Origin of the sequence: Streptomyces sp. NPDC092370 (genome assembly GCF_044755265.1) — a bacterium.
Classification (GTDB): Bacteria; Actinomycetota; Actinomycetes; order Streptomycetales; family Streptomycetaceae; genus Streptomyces.
Genome location: NZ_JBIVQO010000002.1, coordinates 1 through 18,715 on the forward strand (window position 1 = coordinate 1; position 18,715 = coordinate 18,715).

The window sequence follows — 18,715 nt, forward strand, 5'->3', positions numbered from 1 at the left end:
GTACCGCCGTTGCAGTCCCAGATCTGCACGTTCGTGCCGTCGGTCTGGCTGGCGCCCGGCACATCGAGGCACCGGTTGGAAGCGACGCCGCGCACAGCGCTGGTGGTGGCCGCCTGAGCGGGGCTGGCGAGGAGCGTCGCCGCCAACGCGACCAGGGCGGCAACGGTAGCCGCGAGCACCGCGGACGGGTGTTTGCGGCTGAAACTACGTCTGTGCATGCGAACCTCGTCATCATTTGAGCGGGCGGTACCGATGCGCCCGTCAGAGGCTGTCCGGAATCCGGCGGGGGTGCGGCCCTAGCGTGTTCGAGATAACGAACGACGGTCGAAGTGTCGATCGACTGGATCTTAAGGGTCCGGTGAACTGCGTCAATACTTTTCGCATGATTCGCGAGCCGAAATCGCAGATTGAACCAAGCGGCTTCGGATTCCGTGGATATGCGGGTCTCTTGCCGCGAGGGGGAGGTAGCAGCGCGTGCGGGAGCGGGCTGATGATCATTACGAAGCCCGACGGCGGGTTCGCCGACCGATCAGGCGCGCGTGTGCCTCGCTGCGCCGCTACCGGGCTCAGCCACACTTCAAGGTTTGTGCCAGAGCAGCACGACGAACACCGTCGACTGCTTCATGATCACTTCCACCCAGGACCACGACCCTCGTATCCCCTTCCTGCGCGAACGCGGCATTCCGTTCGTCTCCTTCGGGCGCCCCTGGGGTCATCCCATGTCGGACACGTGGTGGGTCGACGTCGACGGCGCCGCCGGTACGGAGCAGGCCGTGGACCATCTCGTGGCGGGCAAGCAGCTGCTCCATCGGCGCGAGCACGTTCAAGGGCCTGGCCGGCCCACAGACTGGCGTCCCTTTTCCCCCGCTCTTTCGAAGCCGGGGCCAGGGTTGCTGCTTCGGTCTGCGGGGCGCGCGGGCGAGCGAGGGGCCAGCCCGGCAGCGACCTGTTCCACCTCGAGTGCCTCACGGTGATGCCACAGCTTCGCGCGCACGAACGCTTCAGATTGGACTCTGGCTTCACCCTTCAGATCGCTGACCATCTGGTCGATTACGCCCGGACGGATTGCCTCGACGGTGGCGCCGGCCGGCGTGTACGCATGCACCCCCGCCCTGGAAAGAAGACCACAACCGCTCCCACCGCAAGGTCCGCGCCCGCGTCGAGCACACCTTCGCCCGCATGAAGACCCAGAAGATCCTTCGCGACTGCCGCCTCAAGGGCGACGGCGTCCACCACGCCGTGCTCGGCATCGCCCCTCTCCACAAGCTCGTTGGACCGGCGGACGGGAAGCTCTGCTTATGTACTGACGCGCTCCTCCGGTAGTTTCAGGTCAAGTTATCGTCTTTTCAGTATTCGCATGCTTTCTTCACGTGGCGAACAACTAGTGTGACCCTCGTTCCGTTACCAGGTTCTAGGGATGTGTGAATTGAGCAGCAAATTTCACCAGGTGTGGGGTTCGTGGAACTCCGCAACGATGACGGCCTTCCGAAACAGGGTCGCCGCAATTGCAGGAACAGTTGCGTTCCTCATGACCGTGGTCCTTGCCGGCACTGTCGCCGGTACAGGCAGCGCCGCGGCCAACGAATCGCAGGCCACGGTGGGCGGCTGGACCTGCCCCGGAACACCCGTTCCGGACGGTTACGTCATCACCGCCTTCGACCGCAACGGCTGTAACGGCGCGGGTTCCTGGCTCCAGGTGCCGGTCCGCGACGGGATCTGGACTTGTGGCGGCTCGCCCATCGTGACCGGGTACGTCATCACCAGTTATGACCGCAATGGCTGCAGCGGCGTCGGCGCCTGGTTCCACCGACTCGCGCGTGACGGTCTCTGGACCTGCGCGGGTTCGCCGGTCGTCTCGGGCTACGTGACCACTGGTTACGACCGCACCGGTTGCAGCGGCATCGGCGCCTGGTTCCACCAGCTCGTCCGTAACGGCATCTGGACGTGTCCCTACTCGCCCATCCCTGCGGGCTACCGCAGCACCACCTATGACGCCCGCGGATGCAGCGGCCTGGGTGCGTGGTACACCGTGCGTGCCTGATCCTGCGGCATCGCCGCGTCGAGGGCACCGCTGTTTCAGCGGTGCCCTCGACACACGGGCAGGGCCATCCACCGCGTCTTCGCCTCCTGCGGCCAGGAAGCGCTCTTCGAAGGCCGCGTGCACGCGCTCCAAGCACTGGGCGGGTCCCGCGGACCAAGGTCCGCTACGCCAACCTGAAGTCCGCGGGCGCCCAGGTCCTGGGTGTATTGACCCGCGGCGTTGTTCACGCGGGTGATGGGTGGCTGGCCGCCGAGTGCGGTGTGGCAGCGGTGGTGGTTGTAGGTGTGCAGGAAGTCTGCCAGGGCTTCGGTGCGTTCGGTGTTGCTGGTGTAGGGCCGCTGGTAGGCCCATTCGTCGAGCGGGGTGCGGTTGAAGCGTTCGACCTTGCCGTTGGTCTGTGGCCGGTAGGCGCGAGTGAGCTTGCCGGCCGCACCGAGGTCGGCCAGGGCCTGTCGCCAGGCGAAGCTCTAGCGGTAGGGCCAGGCGTTGTCGGTCAGGACCCGATCGATGCGGAGATGCCCGTGGTCTGGAAGAAGACCGCGGCCCGGCGCAGGAAGGCCGCGCAGGTGGCGGCCTTCTCGTCGCCGTGGATCTCGCTGTAGGCCAGGCGGGTGTGGTCATCGACGGCGGAGTGGACGTAGTCGAAGCCCACGCCGCTGCGGGTGGCCCGGCCCGCTTGTCGGCCCAGGACCTTGTGACCGCCGCCGTCAGGGATCCGGCCGAGCTTCTTGACGTCCACGTGGACCAGTTCCCGGGCCGTTCACGCTCGTAGCGGCGGATGACGTGACCGGTGGGCCGGTCCAGGAAGGCCAGACGGTTCAGGCCGTGGCGGGTGAGGATGCGGTGCACGGTGGAGGCGGGCAAGCCCAGGATCGAGCCGATACGTGCCGGGCCCAGTGTGCGGTCCTGCCGCAGTCTGCAGACATGCGCCTCAGTGGCGGCTGTAGTCCGGGCGGTGTCCTGCGGGGACAGCTGGAACGGTCGATGAGTCCGCTCTCGCCCTCGGCCCACCACCGCCGGATCCACTTGTGGGCTGTGGGACGGGAGATGCCCATCTCTGCGGCGACGTGGGCGACGGGACGGCCGGAGCGGGACACGGTCGACGAGCAGCCGCCTGCCGTGAACGGTCAGCCGGGCATTACGGTGGGACACGAAGGCCTCCGTGCGGTGAAGATTCGACACCTCCACCACACATGGAGGCCTTCGCCATGATCGTTCCGACCAGCGTTAACAACGCTCGTGATCAATACATCTAATCGTCTAGCTGTTCAGCGGGTCCCGCTCCGGTTCGCACGCGGTCATCCTGCCCTTGAAGGGGAAGTAGGCCTCACTCCGCACGAGCCTGCTGTCGTCCTTGGAACCGGCCGGGCGGTTCTCGATGCCCAGGGAGTCGCCACGGTGCAGCGTGACACTCCCGCCGGGCCAGTCGTCCGGAAGGGGCTGAGCGCTCTTCGGAGCGCCGACCTCGGGCAGGTCCAGGACGGCACTGACCCCGACGACACCGAGGGACTTGCCGCGCGTCGGCGCGCACCGATAGCCCGGCTTCAGGTCGTCGATGGTGACGTGGATTCCCGCCGCCCGTAGTTTCCCGGCGAGTTCCTTCTGGGCGTCAGGGCCGATGCCCAGCTCGTGAAGGCTGAAAGTGACGCTGCCGTCGTCATGGCGCTCCAGCGAGTACGCCGGCGAGACGGCGGGCGAGCCGGGTACCAGGGTCACCCCGAACCCCGCCAGCGCGCAGACCCCGGCGGCGATGACGAGCCGGGGACGCGTGACCAGCCGGCGCCGTGGACCCCGGGTTCGGGGCCCGCCCCCCGCGTGGGCCCCGAAGCCACCTCCCGTGCCGTGCCCGGCCGTCGTGTCCGCGGCCCCGCGTTCCGGCGCCCCCTTCGCCTCAAGCGCCGTCCGCTCCCGCCGCACGATCTCCCCCTGAAGCTCCGTCAGCAGTCGGTCCTCGAACGTCGCCCTCGCGGTCATGCCTCTCCCCCTGTTCCTCCTGTGACGAATGACAGTGACGCGCCGCGCGCTCCCGGTCCCGGCGGCAGCCCCGCGGCCTCCGGGCGCAGGGCCTTGCGGGCGCGGTGCAGCCGGACCCGGGCCGTGGTGCGGCGGATGCCGAGCGCCGCCGCGGCCTCGGTGACCGTGAGCTGGTCGACCACGATCAGTTCCAGCACCGCCCGTTCCCCCGGCGGAAGCCGCTCCAAGGCGGCCAGCGCACGGCGTGCCGGGCTCTGCGCGTCGAGCTTGTCCTCCAGCCGGACGATGTCGTCGGCCTCAAGCAGCCGCCGTCCCGAGACCCGCCGGACGCGTTCGGCCTCCCGGGCGACCCGGCGGTACTCGGACGAGACGACGTTGCGGGCGATGCCGTAGAGCCACGCGGTCTCGCTGCCCCGGGAGGGGCGGTAGGTGTCCGCCGAGTCCAGGACCGCGAGGAAGATCTCGGCGGTCAGGTCGGCCACGGTGTGCGCGTCGGTGACACGCCGGGCCACGAACGACGTCACGGCGTCCACATGGCGCCGATAGAACTCCTCGAAGAGCTGTGGGTCGCAAGCCGCCTCGGCCGGCCCGCCCCGGTTCCCTGTCACTCGGATCCCCTCGTCGTCGGTTGCGCTTCATCCGTACTTGGCACAACAGGCGGCAGGCGTTACACCCCGGCTGAGCTTCGCACGCCCCGTGTCCTTGGGTACGGATGACCCGGCACGACCGCCAGGAGGACGGGTACGGCGGGGGTGCCGGGGAGGACGGACGGCGGTGCCCCGGCGCCTCCCGTACCAGGCTGGAGGGCAGGATCAGCGACTTGCAGGCGATGGCCGCCCAGCACCCCCTGGTCGCCGCGCTCGTCCGGGAAGCGCCGCTGGGAGCGGCCGTGCTCGAAGACCTCGAACAGGGTCCCGCCGCGGATGTGTGGACGCCTCTGGTCGGCGGCGCGCTTCGCCCCTGGACGGACCTGTGAGGATCCCGCTGTGCTGGCGCAGCCAGTGCGACAGGGCCGCCGCGTCAGCCGTTGGTCCCGGCCGCGGGCGCTCTCGGGGAAGCGGTGTTATCGCGTGGTCATCGAGCGCAGCCGGTCGGCGCTGTCGTAGACGGTCAGGCGCAGGGTGCGCTGGTCCCAGACCGGCACGAAGGAGGAAACGGCGCTGACCGACACGCGTTCTCGAAACTCACCGCATACCCAAGCACCAGTACTTGTCGTGGATCGGCTCGTGGGGCAGATCGACGGCGCCAGATCGTCCTGACTGAGCGGACAGAGGACGGCGAGCGCCTGCTTGCGAGCTGGCCGCAGGACCCGTGGAGGGCGGTGCCGCCGCTGGCCGGCCACACGGGCCGGGCAGGTGCCGGGTGACCGTCTCCATTGCCGACCACCTGGGCAAAGAGGCCGAAGCTCCCCGCCAAGCTCCTGTCACACGCCACAGGGCGAACGTCTCCATCGGCCGTGTCCGCAGAGCATGCGGGATCATCATCACCGCCCGGCCACCCACCTGCCCAGGCGTCGGCGCGAATGCGGCAGGGTTGGGTCTCCGGGATGGTGCCTGTGCCGCGGGGCTGTCGAGTGGTGGCGCGCGACGCGGTCTGCTACACCATCCTCGCCAGCCGCCACCGACAACGAGGGCTTGCCCAGCGGCCCTGGGCAAGCCCTTCCTCTGCCGGGAGGCTCGGTCAGACGCCACATTCCGCGCCCCGTACGCTCACCCGTCGACAGGCCGATATGGACGGAGAGCGCGCATGGCAACGGGCAGGGACATACGCGGGTTCACGACAGGAGCTAACCGAGCGGCCCAGCCGGCTGACAACGTTCCTCCCCGACACCCGCGCCGTGCGGGCCCGATTCGCTGGTTTCTGTTCAACAGCGGGTGCGTGGCGGCCTCGGGGGCCCTGATGTGGTTCGCGCCGGTGGTGCCCCTGCCGGGCTTCCTGCGCGGCCCGGCCTTCATCATCTCCGCGCTGGCAATACCCCTGGCGCTCGTCCTGGTTCCAGCCCTCTTGCTCCGCCACGTCACTCATAAGAAGCCGCCGAAACTGGCCATCGGGGCGCTTACCGTTGCCCTCATCGCCGCAGTCGTGCTGGCGGCCATTACCCGAGAGGCCGGCGAAGAGCGGGGCCTGGAGAAGAGGGGTCGGTGGACCGAGGCCGTGGTGGTCGTCGTCGACAACGGCAAGACCGATGAGTGCACGCTCCGCACCCGCGACGGCCGGGAGATCTCACCTCAGATGACGGACGGCTGCGACCCGGAAAGGATTGAGCCAGGCGACAGACTGCGCGTTCTGTACGACCCTGAGGGAGCAGCTGGTCCGTTCGAGGACACAGCAGTAGACCTGGACCCCGGCGCGTACAAAGGGATCATTGGCGGCCTGGCAGCGCTGATCGTTGTGACAGGCACCTGGGGCTGCGTACGGGTGAGTCGAGGGGAGAAGTAGACGGAAACCATCCCTGGACACGGCGGTGGGCGGCAAGGCGGATCGTGCGCGGCTGCATCCAGGGTGCGCTCGACACCTGTGTGGTGCGCTCCGGGAGCACTACCATCCGAGGAGTGACAGCGGGAAGCGACTCGGTTCCGGAACTGCTGCCGATGGTGTTCGCCGACCCGGGCGAGGCTCTCGCGAGGGCCCGGGCGCTGCTCGACACCGATCCGTCCCCGCTGGACGCCTCCGTCGCCCACCAGGTGATCGGCATCTGGCAGCGGGACTTCGGCGATCTGCGGCTCGCGCTGCGCCATCTGCGGCGGGCCCGGCAGTGCGCGGCGCGCGCGGAGTCCGCCGACCGGGAGGCGGACGTGCTGGCCACGCTGGGCGTGGCGCTGGTGCACGCGGGCCGCACCCGGGAGGGTCTGGCGGCGTTCGAGCGGGGAGTCGCGCGGGGCACGGGGCACACCAGGGCGCGGGTGCTGTACCGGCGGGCCTACGTGTGGTGGGTGCTCGGTCACCATCGCGAGGCGCTGGAGGACGTGCGCCGGGCGGTGCCGGTGCTGCGGCAGGCGGACGACGTGATCTGGACGGCGCGGGCCCTGACCCTGCGCGCCACCGTGCACCTGGCGCTGGGTGCGGTGGAGCGGGCCGAGGCGGACTTCACCGCGGCCGAGGCGCTGTGGGACACCACCGGCCAGGAGCACGACAAGGCCGACGCGGTGGAAAGCCGGGGCCTGGCCGCGTTCCGGTCCGGGGACGTGCCGGTGGCGCTGCGGCTGCTGGACGAGGCGGAGGAGCGGTACGCCCGGCTCGGCACTCCGACGTTCATGCTGAACATCCGGCGCTGCGAGGTACTGATGGCGGCCGGGCTGGCGCCCGAGGCGCTGGCCGAGGCGGACGCGGCGATCAGCAGGCTGGACGGGATCGGCGGGCAGTCCACCCGTAAGGCGGAGCTGCTGCTGGCCGCCGCACGGGCAGCGCGGCTCGCGGGCGATCCGCACACGGCCATCGCCCGTGCGGCGCTCGCGGTACGGCTGTTCGCCGGGCAGCGGCGCACCTGGTGGGAGACGCACGCCCGGCTGGTGCTGATCGAGGCGCGGTACGCGGCCGGGCGCGGCTCAGGGCGGCTGGTCGCCGATGCCGCCGCCGTGGCCGCGAAGCTGGCGTCGTTCGGCGCCCCGGCCGCGCCGGAGGCTTCGCTGCTCGCGGGCCGGATCGCGCTGGATCTGCGCTGGACGGCGGACGCCGAGCGGCATCTGGCCGTCGCCGCCCGCAGCCGGCACGGCGGCCCGCCGCTGGCGCGGATGACGGGCTGGGCGGCGCAGGCGCTGCGGGCGCGGGCCACTGGGTCGGCCCGCGGGGTGCTGGAGGCCTGTCGGCGCGGCCTGGACGTGCTGGACGACCACCGGATGACGCTGGGCGCCTCGGAGTTGCGGGCTCGAGCCACCGAACAGGGCGCTGAGCTGGCGGCGTTGGCGCAGGAGGCGAGTCTGGTCTCCGGCGGGCCGCGGCGGCTGCTGGTGTGGAGCGAGCGCTGGCGGGCCACCGTGCTGTCCACCCCGCCGACCCGGCCGCCCGCCGATCCGGAACTGTTCAGCGGCATGACCGCCTTCCGCGAGATCGCCTCCCGTGCGGAGGCCGCCCGGATGGAGGGCCGGCCGGTCCCGGCGCTGGAACGCGAGCAACGGCGCCTGGAACGGGAGATCCGCTCCCGGACCCTGCACATACGGGGTGAGGCGCCCGGGGACGGCGACCGGTTCGACGTCGGCCGGCTGCTGGAACGGCTGGGTGACGAGGTCCTGCTGGTGGAACTCGCCGTGCTGGACGGGCAGGTGCAGGTGCTGCTGTGCGGGCGGGGACGGGTGCGCCGGTTCGAGGCCGGGCTGCTCGCGGAGGCGGAGACCGAGGCCGAGCACGTACAGGCGGGGTTGCGGCGGCTGGCCCACCCGGGGGCGGAGGCCCGGCTGCCGGTGGTGGAGTCGGCGGGGCACCGGCTGGAAGAACTCCTCCTCGGACAGGCCGCGGCGCACCTGGGCGGCGGTCCGGTGGTCGTCGTGCCGCCGGGGCGGCTGCACCGGGTGCCGTGGGCGCTGCTGCCCTCGCTGCGAGAGCGGGTGCTCAGCGTGTCGCCCTCGGCGGGCAGCTGGCTGCGGGCCCGGGAGACCCCGCCGCCTGCGGACGGCTGCCATGTGCTGGTGCGCGGTCCGGGCCTGGCGACCGGTGGCGCCGAGGTGCCCGAGCTGGCCGGCCGGTACGGCTGCGCCACCGTCCTGGAGGGTGACCAGGCGCGGGTGCCGCGCGTTTTGGAGGAGCTGGACGGGGCGGCCCTGGCGCACATCGCCGCCCACGGCACGTTCCGCGCGGACAGCCCGCTGTTCTCCTCCCTGCGGATGGCCGACGGGCCGATCGTCGTGCACGACTTCGAGCGGCTGGACCGCAGCCCGTACCGGATCATCCTGTCCTGCTGCGACACCGCCCGGCTCGCCCAGGTCGGCGCCGACGAACTGCTCGGCCTGGTCACGGCGTTGCTGCCGCTCGGTACGGCCGGGGTGGTGGCGTGCAGCGCGCCGGTGAACGACGCCGCGGTGGTGCCGCTGATGCTCGCGCTGCACAAGGGCCTCGACGCCGGCCTGTCCCTGGCGGAGGCGCTGCGCGACGCCCGGGCCGCCCTGCCGGGCGACGCGCTGCACCAGGCCACGGGCTGGGCGTTCTCAGCATTCGGGGCGGCCTGACCCGCCCCCCGTTCGGGTCGGACCACCGAACGCGGTGCCGGCTTCAGGCCCGTCGCGGCCAGCGCCACTCCGGGGGCACCGCGCTCTGAGCCGACGGTTCCCCCTCATCGGTCTCGGCGCCCGCGAGCGGCTGCGCGGCCCTCAGGCGTCGAGCGGCTCATGGTCGAACCGGTCGGCGGGGACAGGCGGCCCGACCCGCCCCGTTCGGGTCAGACCACCGAACGCGGTGCCGGCTTCAGGCCGGTTGGGCCTCCGGTGTCCGCTCCAGCCACGGCAGGGCGCCCCGGTCGCTCGCGCCGAGCCGGGCGTAGGCGCTGTACAGGTGGTTGCCGACGGTGCGGATCGACAGGGTGAGACGTTCGGCGATCTGCCGGTTGGTCAGGCCGGCCGCGGCGAGGGCGACGATCTGCCGCTGGCGGGCGGTGAGTTCGCCGAGGACCAGTCCGGACAGTGCCGGGGTGCGGGCGCCCTGGCAGCGCCGGGCCAGGGCGACGGCCCGGGTGCGGGAATGCCGGGCGGCGCGCGGGTCGTGGTGGGCGGCCACGGCCTGGGCGTACGCCTCGGCGGCGAACAGCAGGAAGCCCCGCCGCTCCAGCTCCCCGGCCACGTCGTCCAGGTCTGGTCCGTCGGCGCGGGTGAGCGCGTCGGCGTGCCGGGCGAAGACGCCGTCGAGCCGGTCGATGACCTTCTCCGGGGCGCCGAGGCGCACGGCGTCGTAGGGGTCGGTGACGGCCGCCCGGTCCAGGTCGCCCGGGTTGTTCACGGCCGCCGCGGCGCGGGCGAGTTCCGTCCGGCACGCCGCGTCCCCGGGGTCGCCCCGCAGGCCTTCCCGGGCCCAGGCCGCTGCCTCTCCCACCTCCCCGCGCAGCCGCGCGAACCGGGCGCGCACCGCGGCGTACCGGCCCGGCAGCGGTCCGCCCTCAGCGACCGTCCACTCCCCCACCGGGGTGGGCATCGCCCGTACGTCGTGCCGGCCGATCCGGTGGGCGAGGGCGGCCGATTCGGCGTCGAGGGCGGCGGCGTGCGCGTCCGGAGGCAGGGCCAGCCGCCGCGCCCTCAGCCGGCCCGCCGCGGCCCGGAGCACCGGTCCGTACAGAGGGTGGGCGAGCCGGACGGCGCCGTGCTCGTCGACCTCGATCAGGCCGTCGGACTCCAGCGCTTCGAGGGCGTCGAGGTCCAGGTCGTCCAGGTCCGACGGCAGGGGTTCGGCGAAGGCGAGGCGGTCGAGGGCTTCTCTTTCGAGGGGGCGGTCCCGGCCGAGGACGGCGGCGGTGTGCTCCCGCACGGCCGGGGTCAGGGGTACCGGGCCCCGCCAGGCCCGTTCGCCGGTGTCCGGGACGGGCGTCAGCAGCCCGCGTACCCCCGCCAGCAGGTCGCGCAGCAGCCGCAGATCACCCTGGCTCAGGCGTCGCAGCCGGTTCGCGGTGAGCGCGTCGAGAGGGCCGGCGCCGGCGGTGAGGAGCCGGCCGGTCTCCTCCTCGGGCAGCGGCTCCAGTGCGAGCCGGGGCAGGAGTTCACCGGTCCACAGCCGGGCGATCGCGCCGGGCACCGGGCTGCCGTCCGTGGCGACGACCAGCAGCCGGGTGCGCCCGTGCACCGCCAGCTGATGGACGAGGGCGGCGGAGGCGTCGTCGAGCAGGTGCGCGTCGTCCACCAGCAGCGTGCGGATGCCGGACAGCGACCGGACCGCGCGGTGCAGGGTGACCGACTCGGGCAGCAGATGGGCGAACGCGGCGAAGGGGATGGTCCGGCTCTCCGGCGTACCGGCCGCCCGGGCCCAGTCGGTGCCGCGGACCCCCTCCACGGCGAGGCGGGTCTTGCCACAGCCCGCCGCCCCCGTCACCACGATGCCGCGCCGCACGCCGGTCAACGACCGGCGGACCAGCTCCAGTTCGTCGTCCCGCCCGGTGAACGGCCAGGGCAGCTCCAGCGTCGTCGCGTTCCTCTCGTAGGTCATCACACAGGTATGAGCGCGGCTACTCACTCCTGATACAGGGTGACTTGAGTAGCCCCCGACTCAGGCGCCCGGGACGGGCCGCAGGGCAGGCTGTGGCCCATGACCACACGGTACTGCTCGCTGGCACAGGCGCCGGCGCCCGCCTTCGCACCGGGGCTGGCGGCCGAGCGGCTGAGCGCACTCGCGAGCGGGCGGCGCATGTGGGTCAACGGCACCGTTCTGCACTACTGGTTCTTCGACGGCGACGCCGACGCGTCCGTCATCCCCGTGCCGGGGAGGGGGATGACGCGACGGGTGTCGTGGGCCGGCGCCGACGAGCAACGGGCCGTGGTGCGCGCGTGCTTCCGGGAGTGGCAGGACCTCGGCATCGGGGTCACCTTCGCCGAGACGGACGACCGCTCGGAGGCCGAACTGCGCATCGGGTTCCAGCCCGGTGACGGCTCCTGGTCCGCGGTGGGCCGGGCGGCACTGCTCGCCGGCCGGCACGAACGCACCATGAACTTCGGCTGGGACCTGACCGCGCCCGGGGGGCGCGCGACGGCCCTGCACCAGATCGGGCACGCGCTCGGTCTGCTGCACGAGCACCAGAGCCCGTTCGCCGGCATCCACTGGGACGACGAGGCCGTGTACGCCGAACTGGCGGGCCCGCCCCACCACTGGAGCCGGGAGCGGACGCACTACAACATCCTGCGCAAGCTCGGCCCCGACGAGGTGGACCACTCCGTCTGGGACCCGCAGTCGATCATGGAGTTCCCGTTCCCGTCGGGGCTGATCCTGGAACCGGAGCAGTACCGCGGTGGCCTGAATCCACCCGGCACCCTGTCCGCCGCCGACAAGGGGGCGGTGCTGCGCTGGTATCCGCCGGCGCATCCGCAAGGTGCGCCCGTGCTGGTGCCGTTCCGTTCGGCGCCGCTCCTGCTCGGCCCGGGCGAACAGGCGGACTTCGTGATCGACCCGCCCGAGACCCGCACGTACACACTGGGCACCTTCGGGGACTGCGACGCCGTCGTCGTGATCTTCGAGGAGCGGAACGGGGAACCCCGCTACCTCGCCGGACAGGACGACGGGGGAACTTTGCACAACGCCACGATCGGCGCCCGGCTCGTCAAGGGTCGCCGTTACGCCGTCCGCATACGCCTGTACTCCGCCTGGGGGTCCGGCGAGACGGCGGCGATGTGCTGGTGACGGCACGGATCCGTCACGCGGGCACCTGAGCCACAGTCCGGCACCGGGGGAGCGGTCGAGGACGTCGCCCATGGGGGTGGGTGACGTCCTCGACCACGCCACACCGGCCCGCGTGCCCGAGGCCGCGGGCATGGCCACGCGGCCGGATTCACGCCCGGGGTTCGCTGCACACCCCGAGTTCCTCGATGTCCTCGTCCCGGTCCGTCACGTCCTGGACCTTCTGGACACCGCCCAGGATGGCGTCGAGGTTCGCGGACTTTCCGTCCCTGGCCACGGCGGCCACGGTCCGCAGCACCGCCTCGTGGAACGCGTCCCGTACGGCGGGCCGCATGACGTCGGAGGCGTCGAGGCAGCGCGGCACCTCGGTCTGCAGGAACCTTCCGTAGATCGCGCGGGCGGTGGAGTCCACCTCGCCGTGGTCGGCGATCTCCGCCATGACCGGGAGCATCGCCGAGTACATGGTGCCCTGACCCGCCCACCTCTCCTGCCCGTCCTCGGAGAAGAGGGCGCGCAGCGCCTTGCGGGCCGGTTCCCTGTCATTGAAGAGGGCGGCGAAATCGCCGGACACCTCGTAGGCCTGTGTCCGGTAGGGCCCGCCCGGGAGCAGGGGTGCGGCGTCGGTGAGGCGGGCGCCGTCGTCACCCTGCGCGAAGGAGCCCTGGTGTTCGAGGGCGCACCGGGGGGTCACCTCACGGAAGGCGGTGCCGTTCGTCAGAGCGCCGGGGCCACGCCAGTCGGTGATCAGTGCCTGCTTTGCCCGGTTGCGGTCCGTGCCGAGGAACCCGGCCCACCGCTGCCATGCCTCCCGGACCGGTCCCTTCGTCCACACCATGGAGGCGTTCTTGCCGGTGCCGCGGGCCCAGTCCGCGTAGACGTCCGGTCCGGCCCTCTGGAGCACGATGTCCTCGATCCAGTCGGTGCCGGGCCACCCGGCGGCGCCGTCCTCGCCCATGCCCAGGCACCAGGAGGACGGGGTGCCGGGGCGGCCGACGGCGTCGCGCGACTGCCACACGATGCTCTTGAGGTTGGCGTTGACCGGCCACCAGTAGGTGTGACCCTTGCCGTGCGGGCGCCAGGGCCCCGCGTAGCGCAGGCCCTTGACCAGGTCGTCGAGTGGTTTCAGGTGTTTCTCGGCGCGGTATTGGGCGAGTTCCCCGATGCCGGGCATGATCGCGATGTCGGGCGGGTCACCGGCCTGTACCCGCGAGAGCAGCACCTCGCGCTGGGCGGGGGTGCCTTGATAGCTGACACGGATGCCGGCGGCTTTCATCAGGCCGAGGAAGCGCTCTTCCTCCTCGCCCGTCCACGGACCGAGCACGGTGACGACGGGGTCACGGTCCAGGAGTTGCGGGGTGGCGATCGCCGCCAGGACGGCCAACACGGCCGTCGCGGCGATCCAGCGGCGCCCCTTCGTACGGGTCGCTCGGTTCCAGGAGGCGCGCGCCCACGACCAGTCGACCGGGCGCTCGGGGTAGTCGGTGGTGAGCCGGGCGACGAAGCCGACGACGGCGGCGCAGATGCCGGCCAGGCCCACGACGACGTAGACACCGTTCCACCAGCCGAACGCGGACAGGTCGGGCAGGCCGGTGGCGGCGACCTGTTGCTGTGCGGCCGTGAGTTCCCCGGCGTTTCCGCGGAGCGAGTCCGTGAGGGTGATGTGCAGGATGTCCGCGAGATGGCCGCGCGCGGTGTTCAGGTTCTGGGCGGTACGCCACGCAACGAAAGCAGGCACGGTGGCCAGGGCCATGGGAGCGACGGCGCCGGCCAGGATCCAGGGGGCCAGCAGCCGACCGCAGCGTCGGCTGATGGTGCGGCACGCGAGGCCCGCCACGGTGGCGGCGGCGGCCAGCGCGGCGGCCGCCACCACCCAGGAGGCCGTCAACAGGACGCCTTGGTCGGACAGTTCGCCGGCCCGGTGCCGTTCGGCGTTGGCGACCTTGTCGAGGCGGGCGAGCAGACCGGTGTCCGGGCGCTTCAGCAGGGCGTGGGCTTCGGCGAGTTTCTCGTTTCGCATCTCGACGTCCGCCTGATACTTGACCGTGGCGAGCGTGATGGCGTTGCTGTAGGCCTCGAGCAGGCCGTTGGCCGCGGAGATGTCCTGGTCCATGCCGCTGCCGACGTGGTCCGCGAGCTGGGTGAGGCCCTGGTCCGCGGCGGCGAGCTGGCTCTGGGCCGTCTCACCCGCCCCGACCGTACCGGCGACCCCCCGCACGATCGAGTGCCGGGCCGCCTCGTCGGCGCGCAGCACGGCGAGCCTGACGGCTGCCGAGCCACGTACGGACGGCGCGACGTCGTCGCGCAACTCGCGTACTCGGGCGTCCAGTTGGGGTACGGCCACGATGGTGAGCAGAGCGACGCCGACGGCGGCGCAGCCGAGGAAGGCCCACAGGTGACGCAGCAGCAGCCGTCGTGTGCTCAGGCCGCGCCGGGCCGTGCCGGGCCGCTGCTCGCGCCCTCTCCTCACGACAGTTCCTCTCCGCAGCGCACGCAGTAGAAGGCCCCGGGGACGGCCGGCTCCCGGCAGTCCGGACGGGGGCAGGCGGTGCGCTGTCGGCCTGCCGTGCGGCCCGTACTCCCGTTCGCCGACCGGGCACCGAGACGCAGCAGCGTGACGCTGACCCGGTGGGCGTCGGCGGGCAGGCTGACGCTCACGGATCCGGCGGCGGCGTCGTGGATGTCGCCCCAGGCCTTGATCTCGTCGAGGACCCAGCGCACCCCCAGCCGGTGGGCCACCGCAGCGGCTTGCCCCAGGTGCCGTTCCGCGTCCGCTCTCCGACCGGCTCCCAAGGAGGTGAGGCCCTTCTTGAGATGGGCGATCATCCGGTTCCGCGAGTCGAGGAAGCGGCTGCTGTCACCGGTCGTCTCGTCGTTCGCGCTGGAGGCGGTTCGTGCGGGTGGGAGGCCGGGGTCACGCCAGCAGGCGGTGACGGCTTCGTGCTGGGATCCCAGCGAGACCATCGCGAACTGGAGTATTTCGCCGAGCGGATCACCGGCGCCGTCGACGCGCAGATCGAGCAGGAACTCGCTGCCGGTGCCCGCCGGGTCCCACGGCAGGGTATGGAACACGTGACGGTGCGGTCCTGACGACGGCTCGGCGGCGAGTTCCAGGTGCTGGGGCTTGAACTGGACGAAGGACTCGATGCGCGCGCCGGGGCGCACGGTGACCTCCAGCGGCAGCGCGGGAACGGCCCGGCGGCAGGCCCGGCGGACCGCCGCGGCGAGTTCGGCGGCGAAGTCCGGTCCCGCGTCGTCAGCCGTCCCCCGCAGACGGCTGACGATCCGCTCCAGTGGCTGGTAGTCCCAGTCCGTGCCGACGGCCACGACCTCGCAGGTGAACCCGGTGCCGCACGCCGCCAGTTCCTCGGTGAGCGACGCCTGCTCGTATCCGGTGCTCCCGTCGGTGACGAGCAGCAGTCGGCACAGCGGCCGGTCGCACCCGGCGAACGTCCGCCGGGCCTCGGCCAGCCATCCTTCGTAGCCGAAGGGTCTCGGTACGCCGTCGGCGGCCAGCGGGGCGGCGCCCATCGCGAAGGCCGCGTTGACCCGGTGCTTCCGGTCGGCCGGCGTCCACGCACCGGGCTCCGCCGGGTAGTAGCGCACGGGCCCGTCTTCTCGCCCGGCGGCCGCCGTGAGCACGGCGAACGACACGCCTGAGGGCATCGCGGCGAGAGCTGCCCGCATCGCCGTCAGCATGCGCTCCCTGCGGTGTTCGGCGAGGTCGAGCGCGATGAGCAGGGCGAGCTGCCCGGGGTCCGCGTGGTCGCCCTGTGCCCGGTCCAGGACGGTCACCTTCACCTGCGCGAGCAGCCTGACCGACTCGCCCGGAATCCGCGGCACGAGCTCGGGCTCGTCGACGTCGACGACGAGTGCGGTGGTGTAGGGCCCCGCGGTTTCGCCGCCGCCGGGCGACGGCATCGGGTCCGGCTCGGCCGGAGAATTCATCAGGGCCTCCTGTCAGGTGCTGCGATACGGCGGCAGGGACACCGGCGGCGTCTCATGTCAACGTCGTCGGGCGGACGGCGTGGGCGCGCTCCACCAGGGCCTCGCGGAGGTCCGGGTCGGCGGCGGCGAGGTCCAGGTAGTCGCGCTCCAGCAGGACGCGGACCTCCATCGCCCGGCGTTCGTCGGGGGTCGGTTCGTGCGCGGGGTGCCACCAGCGGCGCAGGCGGTGCCGCAAGGTGGCCTCGCCCGCGTCGGTGATGCCGTGCTTCAGGTGCAGCGCGGCGAGCTGCCACTCGTTGACCTCGATGCGCAGCCGGAGTTCGTCGAGCGGTGCGAGGACCAGTTCCCGTTCCTGTGAGGGGCGGTTCCGGTCCGCGGCATGTGCGGCGAGCACCGCCTCGGCGGCTTCCGGCGAGGGCAGGTCCTCGGGGCCGTGGCCCAGGCAGGCGGCCCGGATCCGCCCCGCGGCCCGCTGGGCGAGGGTGCGGCCACGGGTGCCACGCGGCACCCGTTCGAGGGCGGCCAGCGCCTTGTCGCGATCGTGCTCGTGGAGAGCGAGGCGGGCCAGGCCCAGGGCGGCGCCGCAGTGCGCGGGGTTGCGCAGATGCACCGCGTGGAACAGATCGCGGGCCCGGGCCCGTACCGCGGCGGCGTCCGGTGCCCGTGCTTCCGCGTGGGCGGCGCACTCGTAGGCGTAGGCGAGGGCCAATTTCGGCGCGTACTCCCCCGGCAGGTCGGCGCGGACCAGTTCGAAGCTCCGGCACGCCTCGGCCAGGTCCGCCGTCAGGCCGGCGGGCCGCCCCGACGTGCCCGTGCCGAACCGGGCGAGCGCGATCAGCCCCCGATGCCACTCCAGGCGCCAGCGCCGCACCTCCTCCGGACCCGGGATGCCCTCGGCCACGGCCAGCTCCGCCTCCGCCGCGTCGACGTCGGGCGGTGCGGGATCGGTGGCGAGGGCGACGCGGATGTTGTGCAGGCAGATTTCGGCGGAGGGCTCGTCGTCGGGGGTCTGCCGGAGCCGCACGGTGCGGGCATAGCCCCCGCTCACGCCGAACTCGGGGGTCCGCGGGTCTTTCGGGAACGGCTTGGGGACGGGGAGCCGTCGGGCGATCTCGACGGGCGTGGGCCGCCCGTGGTCCAGGACGCGCAGGACGGGCGGAGCACCACGGCGCGGGGGGTCCTCGTCGGGACGCGCGAGGTCGGATGTCGCGGGTACGTCGCCGAGCCGCTCACCGAGCCACTCCGGCGACGGGTCGAAGTAGCCGGACGGCTCGGGTGAGCCGCCCTTGCCGCGCAGCGCCCTGATCTCACGCAGGGCGCCCCGGAGTTGGTCGGCCATCTCCTCCGCGTCCTTGAAGCGGGGCCCTTCCTGTACGGTCCGCGTGGCCCGGTCGACGACGGCGTCGAGCGAAGTCGTGCCGAGGCCGGGCACGTCGTCGCGGACGGCGGGAGCGGCGAGACAGCGCAGGGTCACGCCGACGGTGTGCAGGTCGTTCGCGAGGGTGAGTTCACCGGCCAGCTCCGGCGCGTGGAAGCCGGGTGTCACGTGGGGCGGCGGCTCGGTCTGGTGGAGTTTGCGCACGCTGCCCATGTCGATGACCTTGACGTGGTCGTCGACGTGGACGACGTTCGACGGTTTCATGTCGCCGTACAGGAGGTCCTGCTGGTGCAGGTGGGAGAGCGCCGTCAGGATCTGGATGCCGTACGTGGCGACGTGCTCGATGTCGAGCGTCTCGTGTCCGCGGCGGACCTCGTCGATGATGGACTGGAGGGTGTGGTCACCGACGTCCTCCATGACGATGTGACCGCCCCGGACGCGGAGTTCGGGGTTCTCGGCGTCCTCGCCCGATGTGGGGGCCTCATAGGGGAGGAAGTCGCGGATCCGCACGATGTACGGGTGCCGGCTGGCCACGAGGGTGCGCCGCTCGAGGTCGGCGAGGGCGGCGCCGTGCGCGCCGTAACGGTCCCGCAGGGTCTTCACGGCGACGAGGTCGTCGAGGTGGGTGTCCTCGGCGAGGTACACCCAGCCCTGGCCGCCGCGGGCGACGGGGCCTTTGATGTGGTACTGGTCGTTGAGCGTGGCGCCGCGTAAGAAGTCGGGCCGCATGGCGTGCGGCTTTCCGCAGCGCGGGCAGTACTGCCGGTCGGGGCTGCCCGGGAGGACGGGGATCGTGGCACCGCAGTCCGGTGTGCGGCAGCGCTGTGCCTGGTCCGCTATGTGAGCGCCGCCGTCGAGCCGCTCCTCGGGCGAGCGCGGTGTGCGGCTCGGCAGTGCCAGCAGCTGCCGGGGACCCCGCGGCCGGTCGTCGAGTTGCGGCAGCGGCCGCGCGTCCCGTCGTCGGCCGCACCGGTCGCAGTACCCGGTCGGCAGGATCCCCCCGTCGCAGGGGCTTCCACTGAGCCGTCGCTGACGGCACGGCTCCGTACTCACGCGCATGTCCTCCCCCGTCTTCGCCC

11 protein-coding genes and 3 pseudogenes are annotated in these 18,715 nt (G+C 72.3%); 6 read left to right on the forward strand and 8 right to left on the reverse strand.

Annotated elements, in window-relative coordinates:
* Positions 1-218 (reverse strand): RICIN domain-containing protein (locus tag ACIQHQ_RS06570; protein WP_402610634.1); only part of this gene is annotated, 218 nt, incomplete at its 3' end.
* Between the two features lie 889 nt (positions 219-1,107).
* Here ACIQHQ_RS06570 and ACIQHQ_RS06575 point away from each other — a divergent pair.
* Together ACIQHQ_RS06575 and ACIQHQ_RS06580 are read left to right on the forward strand one after the other, a co-directional pair.
* Positions 1,108-1,323: pseudogene (locus ACIQHQ_RS06575) on the forward strand (hypothetical protein); the annotation flags it as partial.
* A gap of 103 nt (positions 1,324-1,426) precedes the next feature.
* Positions 1,427-2,041 (forward strand): hypothetical protein, encoded by a 615-nt coding sequence (locus tag ACIQHQ_RS06580; RefSeq protein WP_402610635.1) that lies wholly within the window; start codon positions 1,427-1,429, stop codon positions 2,039-2,041.
* Between the two features lie 200 nt (positions 2,042-2,241).
* Here the strand turns inward: ACIQHQ_RS06580 and ACIQHQ_RS06585 are convergent.
* The 3 genes and pseudogenes from ACIQHQ_RS06585 to ACIQHQ_RS06595 form a co-directional block, all read right to left on the reverse strand.
* Positions 2,242-3,193, reverse strand: a pseudogene (locus ACIQHQ_RS06585) (IS481 family transposase); the annotation flags it as partial.
* 108 nt (positions 3,194-3,301) lie between these two features.
* A complete protein-coding gene (locus ACIQHQ_RS06590; protein ID WP_402610636.1) occupies positions 3,302-4,015 on the reverse strand; it encodes a hypothetical protein in 714 nt (237 codons plus the stop codon).
* Positions 4,012-4,623, reverse strand: a complete 612-nt coding sequence (locus ACIQHQ_RS06595) for an RNA polymerase sigma factor (protein WP_402610637.1) — start codon at positions 4,621-4,623, stop codon at positions 4,012-4,014. Before ACIQHQ_RS06595 ends, ACIQHQ_RS06590 begins: the two co-directional genes overlap by 4 nt.
* Positions 4,624-4,796: 173 nt before the next feature.
* Here ACIQHQ_RS06595 and ACIQHQ_RS06600 point away from each other — a divergent pair.
* The 3 genes and pseudogenes from ACIQHQ_RS06600 to ACIQHQ_RS06610 form a co-directional block, all read left to right on the forward strand.
* Positions 4,797-4,991 (forward strand): annotated as a pseudogene (locus ACIQHQ_RS06600) (hypothetical protein); the annotation flags it as partial.
* A gap of 902 nt (positions 4,992-5,893) precedes the next feature.
* A complete protein-coding gene (locus ACIQHQ_RS06605; protein WP_402610638.1) occupies positions 5,894-6,454 on the forward strand; it encodes a hypothetical protein in 561 nt (186 codons plus the stop codon).
* A gap of 152 nt (positions 6,455-6,606) precedes the next feature.
* Positions 6,607-9,174: a CHAT domain-containing protein gene (locus tag ACIQHQ_RS06610; protein WP_402611575.1), complete on the forward strand. Its 2,568-nt coding sequence runs from the start codon at positions 6,607-6,609 to the stop codon at positions 9,172-9,174.
* A gap of 235 nt (positions 9,175-9,409) precedes the next feature.
* Here ACIQHQ_RS06610 and ACIQHQ_RS06615 read toward each other — a convergent pair whose 3' ends face one another.
* The gene (locus ACIQHQ_RS06615; protein WP_402610639.1) at positions 9,410-11,131 is read right to left on the reverse strand and encodes a LuxR C-terminal-related transcriptional regulator; all 1,722 of its coding nucleotides are present in this window, start codon (positions 11,129-11,131) and stop codon (positions 9,410-9,412) included.
* Positions 11,132-11,230: 99 nt separating this feature from the next.
* Between ACIQHQ_RS06615 and ACIQHQ_RS06620 the strand changes: the two genes are divergently transcribed.
* Positions 11,231-12,316 (forward strand): M12 family metallopeptidase, encoded by a 1,086-nt coding sequence (locus ACIQHQ_RS06620; RefSeq protein WP_402610640.1) that lies wholly within the window; start codon positions 11,231-11,233, stop codon positions 12,314-12,316.
* Positions 12,317-12,464: 148 nt separating this feature from the next.
* On the opposite strand, the gene ACIQHQ_RS06625 is transcribed toward ACIQHQ_RS06620, so the two are convergent.
* The 3 genes from ACIQHQ_RS06625 to ACIQHQ_RS06635 are packed head-to-tail and all read right to left on the reverse strand — an operon-like array spanning position 12,465 to position 18,695.
* Positions 12,465-14,780: an extracellular solute-binding protein gene (locus ACIQHQ_RS06625; RefSeq protein WP_402610641.1), complete on the reverse strand. Its 2,316-nt coding sequence runs from the start codon at positions 14,778-14,780 to the stop codon at positions 12,465-12,467.
* On the reverse strand, positions 14,777-16,258 hold the full coding sequence (locus ACIQHQ_RS06630; RefSeq protein WP_402610642.1) for a hypothetical protein: 1,482 nt from the start codon (positions 16,256-16,258) through the stop codon (positions 14,777-14,779). Before ACIQHQ_RS06630 ends, ACIQHQ_RS06625 begins: the two co-directional genes overlap by 4 nt.
* A 52-nt stretch (positions 16,259-16,310) precedes the next feature.
* Positions 16,311-18,695, reverse strand: coding sequence for a tetratricopeptide repeat protein (locus ACIQHQ_RS06635; protein WP_402610643.1), 2,385 nt, complete (start codon positions 18,693-18,695; stop codon positions 16,311-16,313).
* Positions 18,696-18,715 lie beyond the last annotated feature (20 nt).

Excerpts from the sequence above, each read along its gene's own strand:
- ACIQHQ_RS06590 (WP_402610636.1), bottom strand. The coding sequence starts at position 4,015 with ATGACCGCGAGGGCGACGTTCGAGGACCGACTGCTGACGGAGCTTCAG.
- ACIQHQ_RS06610 (WP_402611575.1), top strand. The coding sequence starts at position 6,607 with ATGGTGTTCGCCGACCCGGGCGAGGCTCTCGCGAGGGCCCGGGCGCTG.
- ACIQHQ_RS06615 (WP_402610639.1), bottom strand. The coding sequence starts at position 11,131 with ATGACCTACGAGAGGAACGCGACGACGCTGGAGCTGCCCTGGCCGTTC.
- ACIQHQ_RS06620 (WP_402610640.1), top strand. The coding sequence starts at position 11,231 with ATGACCACACGGTACTGCTCGCTGGCACAGGCGCCGGCGCCCGCCTTC.
- ACIQHQ_RS06630 (WP_402610642.1), bottom strand. The coding sequence starts at position 16,258 with ATGAATTCTCCGGCCGAGCCGGACCCGATGCCGTCGCCCGGCGGCGGC.
- ACIQHQ_RS06635 (WP_402610643.1), bottom strand. The coding sequence starts at position 18,695 with ATGCGCGTGAGTACGGAGCCGTGCCGTCAGCGACGGCTCAGTGGAAGC.